This window comes from Salinicoccus carnicancri Crm (genome assembly GCF_000330705.1).
Taxonomy (GTDB): Bacteria; Bacillota; Bacilli; order Staphylococcales; family Salinicoccaceae; genus Salinicoccus; species Salinicoccus carnicancri.
Genome location: NZ_ANAM01000010.1, coordinates 280,442 through 290,006 on the forward strand (window position 1 = coordinate 280,442; position 9,565 = coordinate 290,006).

A 9,565-nucleotide genomic window follows, 5' to 3' on the forward strand; every position below is an offset into this window, starting at 1 on the left:
ACAATTATTTATCCAAAAATAAAATCACCGCATGGCGGTGATTCCATCACTGAATGCCAAAAAGTGCCTCGGCATTCCTTGTTGTCTGCGCTGCCAGATCCTCATATGACATTCCGCGCAGCTCTGCTATTTTCTCGGCAACGAGTTTCACATATGCCGGTTCGTTCCTTTTACCCCTGTAGGGATGCGGGGGCAGAAAAGGTGCATCCGTTTCGACGAGAAGCCTTTCAATCGGCACATGTACAGCGATATCTTTCGGCCTCTGCGCATTTTTAAATGTGACAGGACCGCCCAACGACACATGGAAGTTCATGCCGATGACAGTATCGGCATCAGACTCATTTCCGCTGAAAGCATGCATGATGCCGCCCGTTTCATGGGCACCTTCCGATTTCAGTATTTCAATGCAGTCACGGGTGGCTTCCCTGTTGTGGATGATGACCGGAAGATTCACCTTTTTTGCCAGAGCAATCTGTTTTTTGAACAGCTCCTTCTGCACATCATGCGGAGACTTATCCCAGTGATAGTCGAGACCGGTCTCTCCGATACCGACAATTTTGGGATGGCCGGACAATGATTCGATCCACTCAAGATCCTGATCTGTGCAGTCGATGGCATCCACAGGATGCCACCCGATGACTCCGTATACATTCGTGTATTTCTCTATGAGCTCCATCGTACGCTCTATCGTCTTACGGTCGAACCCCACAACGACCATCTTCTCTATGCCGGCCTCACCGGCACGCTGCATCACTTCTTCAAGATCGTCATCATACTGGTCTGCATTGAGATGTACATGCGTGTCTATCAACATTGCAATCACTCCAACAGTTATTTTACAGTACTGCCGTTTTCAATTCCGTCGGGTACAGAGATGAGTGTCAGGCTCTTGCCTTTCTCCGCCGTCAGGATCATGCCTTCAGAACGTTCCCCGCGCAGCTTGACCGGCTCAAGATTCGTTACGACAAGCACTTTCTTGCCGATGATATCCTCCGGTTCATACTGCGAACGGATGCCGGATACAATCTGGCGTTCCTCATTGCCGAGGTCAACCTGGATCTTCAGAAGCTTATCGGCTTTTTTAACACCTTCGGCCTGGATGATTGTCGCAGCCTTTATTTCAATCCTGTCAAAATCCCTGATGGTGATGAGGCCTTCCGCAGACTCTTCCTCCCCCTCATCAGCCTCTTTCTTATCAGGCGTCATCAGTGCCTTGATATGTGCCACTTCCGCTTCCACATCCAGTCTCGGATAGATCGGCCGGGGTTTTTTGACCATCTGTTCATCAATCTTGATACTGCCGTACTTGAAGATTGAATCGAATGTCTGGAGGCTGTTATCGGTGATATTCATCTGCCTGAAGATTTCTTTCGGACCATGGGTCAGATAAGGCTTGAGCAGGATGGCCGCTATGCGGATATTCTCCGCCAGGTGCACCATCACATTGCCGAGGGCCTCTTGATTCGCTTCATCTTTTGCAAGCACCCACGGGGTCGTCTCATCAATGTACTTGTTCGACCGGCTGATGATTGTCCATACAGCACGGAGCGCCTTATTGAATTCCATTTCCTCCATCGACTCTTCATAAAGACGGACATTCTCCCTGACCGTCTCTTCCAGGTTTTCATCAAATTCGTTCTGATGGCCTCTATAGTCAGGAAGGTGGCCGTCGAAGTATTTATTGACCATGGAGATCGTACGGTTCACGAGGTTCCCCAGGTCATTGGCAAGGTCGTAGTTCGTGCGGTCCACGAAGGCTTCCGGTGTGAACACGCCGTCTGAGCCGAAAGGCACTTCCCGCATCAGGTAATAGCGGAGGGCATCAAGGCCGTAGCGTTCAACGACAGTTTCAGGATAGATGACATTGCCTTTCGATTTGGACATCTTGCCGTCCTTCATGACGAGCCAGCCGTGGCCCAGAAGTTTTTTAGGCAGCGGCAGATCCAGGGCCATCAGCATAATCGGCCAGTAGATGGCATGGAAACGCACTATTTCCTTACCGATCATATGGAGGTCGGCCGGCCAGTACTTTTGGAAGAGGGAATCATCGTCAGAGCCGTATCCAAGTGCCGTGATATAATTGCACAGCGCATCGATCCATACATACACCACGTGTTTCGGATCGGATGATACCGGAACGCCCCAGGAGAATGTCGTTCTTGACACCGCCAGGTCCTCAAGTCCCGGACGGATGAAGTTGTTCAGCATTTCATTTCTGCGCGAAGCAGGTTTGAGGAAATCCGGATTGTCTTCATAGAATTTTTCCAGACGGTCTGCATATTTGCTCATTCTGAAGAAATAGCTTTCCTCCTTGACCAGTTCCACTTCGTGGCCGCTCGGTGCCACACCACCGATCATATTGCCGTCTTCATCTTTGTACACTTCATCAAGCTGTGTCTCTGTGAAGAATTCCTCATCCTCAACGGAATACCAGCCTTCATATTCCCCGAGATAGATGTCCCCCTGTTCCAGGAGGCGCTCGAAAATCTGCTGTATCGCCTTTTTATGGGCATCCCCGGTCGTACGGATGAACTGATCGTTGGTGATTTCAAGGACCGACCACAGTTCTTTCATGTATTCAGCCATATCATCCACATACTTCTGAGGGGAGATCCCCATCTTTTCCGCCTTCTTCTCGATCTTCTGTCCGTGCTCATCCGCACCAGTCAGATAGTAGACATCAAACCCGCGCATGCGCTTGTATCTCGCCATGACGTCACACGCAATCGTTGTATAGGCGTTGCCGATATGCAGTTTGCCGCTCGGGTAATATATCGGAGTGGTGATATAGTAAGTTGGTTTTTCCATGCCTTTTCCTCCTATTAGTTCATCTATTAAATATAACGAATTTCGCATCGCTTTTCAATGATATCAGTGGCGTCTTGCATCTCCTCTGTGCTATAATCAGCAAGAACTTGGAAATCCAGGGAAAACCCCGTTGACATTATCCAAGACATATGATAGTTACATGTTTCGGGTTGCCGGCATGGGGGTATCAAAAGTTATATTCTTAATACGTTTCATCACTGACTCAGAAAAATATCAGCAATTGATGAAGAGCGGAAAGTATGGAGGGATTTGTTGTGAAATCAACAGGAATTGTACGTAAAGTAGACGAATTGGGAAGAGTGGTCATTCCTATAGAGCTAAGACGTGTATTGGATATCGAAGTGAAGGATGCACTCGAAATTTACACTGATGATGATACAATCATCCTCAAAAAATACAAACCACAGATGACTTGTGCGATCACCGGTGATGTATCCGAGAAGAACATGCGCCTCGCAGACGGCCGTATCATTCTGAGCCAGGAAGGTGCTCAGCAGCTTATCGATGAGATAAAATCAAAAATGGATTAAATAGAGATAATAAAAATCGATGGACCAGTGCGGCCATCGATTATTTTTTATGGTATGCGTCATAGACATCCTGCTTACGCAGTCCCCTGAGTTCCGCAACAGCTTTTATGGCCTGTTTCGGCTTCATTCCTTCTTCAGCAATCAACTGTGCCACATGATCATCCACCGGCATATCGAAACTCTCTTCAACCTCCGGCGCCCCCTCCACTACAATGACAAACTCTCCCTTCAGCGGGATATCCGCACCCAGCATGTCGGTCATCCTTGCCGCTTCTGCACGTTCATGCTGTTCGAATTTCTTCGTTATTTCCCGGGAGATGCTCACATTCCGCCCGGGATCGATACCGCTTATGGCCAGGAGCGTGTCTTTAATTTTATGCGGGGATTCATATATCACCGATGTGAGTGGATGATTCATGATCTCCTCGATTTTCTCTTTCCTTTTACGTCCGGTCTTTGGGAGGAAACCGAAATACGTAAACTCGTACGAAGGGATGCCGCTTGTGACAAGCCCCATTGTAAACGCCGAGGCAGAGGGGATGACTGAATACTCCAACCCTTCGCGCTGCATGCGTCCCACCAGTTCGAAGCCCGGATCCGAGACGACAGGCATACCCGCATCACTTACGAGAGCAAATGTCTTTCCCGATTTCATCTCTTCAATGATCCGGTCCTCGATCTCTTCTTTGTTGAAATCGTGGTAGGATCTCAGTGGCGTACCGATTTCAAAATGGCTGGTCAGCTTCCGTGTCGTCCGTGTATCCTCACAAAGGATTACATCCACTTTTTTCAAGGTCTCAATCGCCCTGAACGTCATATCATCCAAATTTCCGATCGGTGTTCCCGTTATAAATAGATCCACCAGTCATCCCCCGCTTTCTATCAGTGCCCGTTTCGCTGCCCTTGTCAGTTTCTTGATTGCATATTCCCGTTTCATCGCTTCACTTTTCGATCCGAACTTTTCATAGTACCGGAGTGTCACAGGGAGCCTGTTGCGCGTATATTTTGCACCTGCACCGCTGTTATGGGTACTGATCCGTTTCGCAAGGTCTGTGGCATAGCCCGTATACAATGTCTCATCTGCACATTCTACAATGTATGTATAGTACTCAGCCATAGTATACCTCCAGCATCCCTTCTGAATATTTACCGTCAGTATCATATATATAAAAGGGCGGCAGCACATCCACATAGGCCTGGCTGTGAAATATCGCTTCCACGAGGACGAACATTGCGGTCTCCGCATTTTCATCATTATAAACATACTGCAGCCGCCTGATCCTGAAACCGGCGCCGGCAAGCATGTTCGCGACCTCCATGCTGCGCTCGGCCCGGTGCACCATATAGAGACGCCCTTTATTCTTCACGAGGAACCGTGCGGCTGCAACCACACCCGCGAGATCGATATGTACTTCGTGCCTTGCAATGCTGTGCGGCCCAAGTTTTTTAAGGGGCTGATTGCTCGTGAAATACGGCGGGTTTACGGTAATGACATCGAATGAGGAATGACTGAACATCTCCCTGATCTGCCTGATATCGCCAGTGTGCATCGTTATCTGGCCAGCCTTTTCGTTGAGATCGATGCTCCTTTCCGCCATATCAGCAAGTTGCGGCTGCAGTTCCACCGCATCGATCGACTTTGCCGTCCTGTGCGATAAAAGCAACGGTATAACGCCGTTACCTGAACATAGATCGATAATTCCCCCGTCCCTTTTCACAATACGTGTGAAATTGGCAAGCAGAAGCGCGTCGACCGAAAATGAAAATACTTCCCTGCTCTGAATGATCTGCATGGATTCCCTGAAAAGAGCATCCAGGCGCTCTCCCTCTTTCAACATCTTTCTCACCTCAAATAATAAAGACGGCCGAAGCCGTCTGTCACTTACCTCTATGTTCAAGAAATCCCTGGCAGAACAGGCAGTCCTCGCCATTTCTCAATGTCCCAAAGTGCACGCTGCATACATGGAAACCTTCTTCATAGATGCTGTTCAGTGTATTTCCCTTGAAAGAGTCCTCTTCCACAGTCTCATCTTCTTCATGGAGCTTTTCATACTTCTCCTTCTCCATATGCAGAGTGACGTTCTCTTCGACAAGACGAACTGCAAGCTCCTTCAGTGTCTGAAGATCATCATGCATGCTGTTCATATCGGCTTCCATTTTGCTGATGTGCATGAATAAACGCTCACGATCCATCCTTACACCTCTCCGGCTGCTTCAAGTTCATCGCAGTGGAATTCCCGGATATAATCATCTGTATATTTAACTTTGACGACAAGGTCGAGTATATTCATCCCCACTACAAGACCGCGGCCGTCGGGCGTATTGATCGTCTGTCCGACATCGGGCATCCGTTCGCGGGCATCCTCGTAGTACTCATCCTCATAGTTGAGGCAGCACATCAGACGGCCGCATGCACCCGAAATCTTAGTCGGGCTGAGTGAAAGATCCTGGTTTTTTGCCATCTGTATGCTCACTGGGGCAAAATCACCCAGGAACGTGGAGCAGCAGTGGGCGCGGCCGCATGGACCGATGCCTCCGAGATACTTAGCTTCATCCCGCACACCAATCTGGCGCAACTCGATACGTGTCTTGAACTTGTTAGCCAGCACACGGACCAGACTTCTGAAATCCACACGTTCATCGGCTGTGAAATTGAAAATCAGCTTTTTGCAGTCCAATGTAAATTTGGCGTTCACCAGATTCATATCCAGGTTTTCCACCTCTATGGCAGATTTACAGAATTCCATAGCCTCTTCTGCATTATTTTGGTTTTTATGGAATGCTTCCTCATCCTGATCAGTCGCCGGACGTAAGAATCTGCCGTCAGGTTCCACTATATTATTTTTGGGAATTTCATAGTTCCCTTTCACGACACGCAGCATCTCCATGCCCCGTTTTGTTTCTGCAACTATATAATCATCGCGTTCCACCTTCACTGAACTGTTTTCGATATACAAGTTATCAAAATAGTCCAGCTGGGTGGCAGTGATAAGTTCTATCATATTATTCAACCTTTCGAGCAGATAACCATACTTTCAAATACGAGCAGCGGATGGACATTGGACTGGAGCATCCTGTTTGCTGCCTGGACTTCATCCAACATCATGGCAAGCCGCTTTATAGAATTGTTGCCCTGTACCTGTTCATCACCGAATGGCCTGTAGCTTTCAAGTCCCAGTGACGCATGCATAGACTGGCGGACAAAACCATCAATCAGCTGGAGCAGCAGCATGTGATCCCTGCGCTCTGTGCATATATCAAGCATCGGCTTGATTTCAATGAGGACCAAAGGATGATTGCCAATCCATTTGGATGAAAATCCGGCTGCCGCTTTTCTCAATGTGGAAAAATTCTCTCCGAGGTCCTTCACATGCCGGGCATTAAGTGCCAACACATCAACCGTGTTCAATTCCGCATCACTCAGCCCTTCCAGAAATCTTGTCCGATCTTCTGTCTCACCCTTTATGTGGATATGCTGGGACCTGGAGTGTATGGTGGGCAAAATACTGCTCTTATCTATTGTAAGCAGGATTGCTATTGTCTTTTCCGGTGGTTCTTCAAGAAATTTCAACACGCTGTTCTCTGCCTGGGGTGTCAGTTTCTCAAATGCTTCTATTACGTATACTTTATACTCTGATTCGGTCGGTTTCCTGTTCATCCTGCGGACGAGATCTTCAACCGCCTCTTTTTTAATAGACGTTTCATCCGTACGCAGATAGAAATAATCCGGATGATTACCTTCTGAAACAAGCGTTTCATTACGTTCTGTATCTCCCAGGATACTGAGTGCAAAATACTCACTGTGCCGTCTCAATGTCTCTATGGCATCGCCTTCGAACATATAGGTGTGGCTGAGTCTGCCGCTCTCAATAATCCGGTCCAGCTGCTGTTTAACGCTGATTGTCCGGGTATCCATAAAATCACTTAAAATCTTTCAAACTGTTCGATTGGCAGGACAAACACAGTCGCTCCGCCGACCTCGACTTCTACCGGATAAGGAATATAGGAGTCCGCATTACCGCCCATCGGAGTTACAGGGGCTACTGTCTGTTCCCTGTTCCCACATGTATCATCCAGCAGTTTGAGCAATTCATCCACACGCGCATCTTCCACACCACACAGGAACGTCGTGTTTCCGGCCCTCAAAAAACCGCCTGTTGAAGCAAGCTTGGTATTTCTGAAATCATTTTTAGTCAGCCTGTCGGCCAGCCTCTGACTGTCATGGTCCTGAACGATTGCAATAACCATCTTCATGACTGATTCACTCCTTGGTCCAAATATTGGTTGATTATTTCAAGTGCATCCCGCGTCACCTTTTCAGGAGACTGATCCGCATCAACTATCTTAATCCTGCATGGATAATTTTCTGATAATTCATTATACCCCAAAACGACATCTTTATGAAAGTTGATTTTTTCCGCATCCAATCTGTTGTGATCGCGTTTGTTGCTTTCTATTCTGTGAAGCCCGATCTCAGGGTCAAGTTTCAGATAGATTGTCAGGTCGGGCATATGGTCTTCTATGGCAAAACGGTTGATATCCATCACCCCGTCAGCACCTATCCCTCTGGCTACCCCCTGGTAGGCGATGGAGCTGTCTATGAAACGGTCACACAATACGATTTTTCCCGCGTCCAGTGCCGGAAGCACCTTTTCCACCAGATGCTGACGTCTGGCAGCCGCAAACAGAAGTGCTTCTGTACGTGCATCCATATCATTGCCCTTTGAAAGCAGGAGTTCCCTGATCTTTTCACTTATCGCAATGCCACCGGGCTCACGCGTTGCCATTGTATCATATTTTTCCGACAGCACCTCATGTACCCTGGAAATCACTGTCGTCTTTCCGGAACCTTCCGGACCTTCAAATGTAATGAAATGACCCATTAAATTTCCTCATTCTTGTAGTATTCTATGTTATGTCCTATACCTTCCATTCTAACATGATTATATATATTATGCGTAATCCTTTTGATATGCTCCCGGCTGAACGTCTCACCCTCATGGATCATCGGCACCCCCGGAGGATAAGGCACTATGGTTCGTCTGCATACCCTGCCCAGCAGGTTCTCCACCTCCGTGACGGGTGGGATGCTGCCATCATCTGCGGGATGGTCTGATTCCAACCTGAGCTCTCCAATGCGTTTTAATAGACTCTCGTACGGATACCTGTCCCCTTTATGGAACAGAGGCAGACACCACAGTACTCCCTCATCCGAGACCATTTCATGATGGATATGATGCTCTCGTTTCAGGACCTTCGCCAATTCATACGTGGAAAATTGCGGATGGCTGAGCATAATTTTCGCAGGGTCCGCTTTTTCCGATACGATAATCTCCTCTTTCCTCAATGCTTCAATGAGCTTCATCCGTTTAGTGAAGAAATTTTCAGGTTGATAAGTCTTATAGAACTCATGGGCACTTTCAATGGAAAGCATCACCAGATAGGAAGGGCTGGATGTTTCAAACCAGTTTATGTATTTCATCACTTCCCTGTGCACCGATACCGACTTTGTAAAGATTACAGAAGCCATCGTCAATGCCGGAAGCATCTTATGATAGGACTGGATTGTAATATCCGATCCGTACACCATCGAGGAGGCAGGAAAACCCGGAGCAATATCGAAATGTGCACCGTGCGCCTCGTCCGTAATGACGCGTGCCCCATGTTCATGGGCAAATGAAATAAGCTGCTCTATATCCACCAATTCTCCTGTATATGCAGGGTAGGTGACGATAAACGTGTCACTGGAATCTGTGTCAAAATCATTTAAATCCACATAAGTAATTTCAGTATAATAGACTCCAGTCAGCCTAATCGCATGATAAACAGACTTATGTGCATCACCCACAACAATAAATCGGGCCGTCATCTCTTTCATGGAAAAAACAGCAGACAATATACCATTAGTCGTGCCGTTCACCATCATCTGGGCAGTATAACCCGGATATTTCAAACTGAGGTTCATGTTGATGTCCCTAAGTATGCCCTCCGGTTCATGGAGATCATCCAGACCATCAATCTCCGTCATATCAAAACGGGCATCAAGCATTGGAAGGCAGCCGATGGCGTTACTTTTATGGCCCGGCACATGCATAGATATATGAGGTTTATCATCATTCAGCATCGTTTCAATCATTTCATATAAATTCATATTATTCACCACTTCATTTATATATACCACGGTTATCCGAAAGTACCAATAAGAT

The 9,565-nt window shown here is 47.4% G+C and carries 12 protein-coding genes; 1 reads left to right on the top strand and 11 read right to left on the bottom strand.

Annotated features, from left to right (window positions below; all coding sequences use genetic code 11):
• Positions 1–46: 46 nt before the first annotated feature.
• Entirely contained in the window at positions 47–814 is a 768-nt protein-coding gene (locus C792_RS0113900; RefSeq protein ID WP_017550065.1) for a TatD family hydrolase, read from the bottom strand.
• A 17-nt stretch (positions 815–831) separates the two neighbouring features.
• Complete coding sequence (gene metG / locus C792_RS0113905; RefSeq protein WP_017550066.1) at positions 832–2,808, bottom strand: methionine--tRNA ligase; 1,977 nt, start codon at positions 2,806–2,808, stop codon at positions 832–834.
• Between the two features lie 275 nt (positions 2,809–3,083).
• Here metG and C792_RS0113910 point away from each other — a divergent pair, with 275 nt between their 5' ends.
• Positions 3,084–3,359: a transition state genes transcriptional regulator AbrB gene (locus C792_RS0113910; protein ID WP_026090380.1), complete on the top strand. Its 276-nt coding sequence runs from the start codon at positions 3,084–3,086 to the stop codon at positions 3,357–3,359.
• 40 nt (positions 3,360–3,399) lie between these two features.
• Here C792_RS0113910 and rsmI read toward each other — a convergent pair whose 3' ends face one another.
• From rsmI to C792_RS0113955, 9 genes are all read right to left on the bottom strand, one after another.
• Positions 3,400–4,221 carry a 16S rRNA (cytidine(1402)-2'-O)-methyltransferase gene (gene rsmI / locus C792_RS0113915; RefSeq protein WP_017550068.1) on the bottom strand — a complete coding sequence of 274 codons (822 nt, stop codon included), beginning with the start codon at positions 4,219–4,221 and terminating at the stop codon, positions 3,400–3,402.
• Between the two features lie 3 nt (positions 4,222–4,224).
• Positions 4,225–4,476, bottom strand: a complete 252-nt coding sequence (locus C792_RS0113920) for a GIY-YIG nuclease family protein (protein WP_017550069.1) — start codon at positions 4,474–4,476, stop codon at positions 4,225–4,227.
• Positions 4,469–5,197: a tRNA1(Val) (adenine(37)-N6)-methyltransferase gene (locus C792_RS0113925; protein WP_017550070.1), complete on the bottom strand. Its 729-nt coding sequence runs from the start codon at positions 5,195–5,197 to the stop codon at positions 4,469–4,471. The genes C792_RS0113920 and C792_RS0113925 overlap by 8 nt, the downstream gene beginning before the upstream one ends.
• 40 nt (positions 5,198–5,237) lie before the next feature.
• Positions 5,238–5,552 (bottom strand): initiation-control protein YabA, encoded by a 315-nt coding sequence (locus tag C792_RS0113930; protein ID WP_017550071.1) that lies wholly within the window; start codon positions 5,550–5,552, stop codon positions 5,238–5,240.
• Between the two features lie 2 nt (positions 5,553–5,554).
• The gene (locus C792_RS0113935) at positions 5,555–6,361 is read right to left on the bottom strand and encodes a PSP1 domain-containing protein (RefSeq protein WP_017550072.1); all 807 of its coding nucleotides are present in this window, start codon (positions 6,359–6,361) and stop codon (positions 5,555–5,557) included.
• Positions 6,362–6,366: 5 nt separating this feature from the next.
• Complete coding sequence (locus tag C792_RS0113940) at positions 6,367–7,275, bottom strand: DNA polymerase III subunit (protein WP_017550073.1); 909 nt, start codon at positions 7,273–7,275, stop codon at positions 6,367–6,369.
• Positions 7,276–7,283: 8 nt separating this feature from the next.
• Positions 7,284–7,613, bottom strand: a complete 330-nt coding sequence (locus C792_RS0113945; protein ID WP_017550074.1) for a cyclic-di-AMP receptor — start codon at positions 7,611–7,613, stop codon at positions 7,284–7,286.
• The gene (gene tmk, locus C792_RS0113950; RefSeq protein ID WP_017550075.1) at positions 7,610–8,242 is read right to left on the bottom strand and encodes a dTMP kinase; all 633 of its coding nucleotides are present in this window, start codon (positions 8,240–8,242) and stop codon (positions 7,610–7,612) included. Before tmk ends, C792_RS0113945 begins: the two co-directional genes overlap by 4 nt.
• Positions 8,242–9,565: Orn/Lys/Arg family decarboxylase (locus C792_RS0113955; RefSeq protein WP_245537549.1), on the bottom strand; the 1,324-nt coding region annotated here is incomplete at its 5' end. The genes tmk and C792_RS0113955, both read right to left, overlap by 1 nt.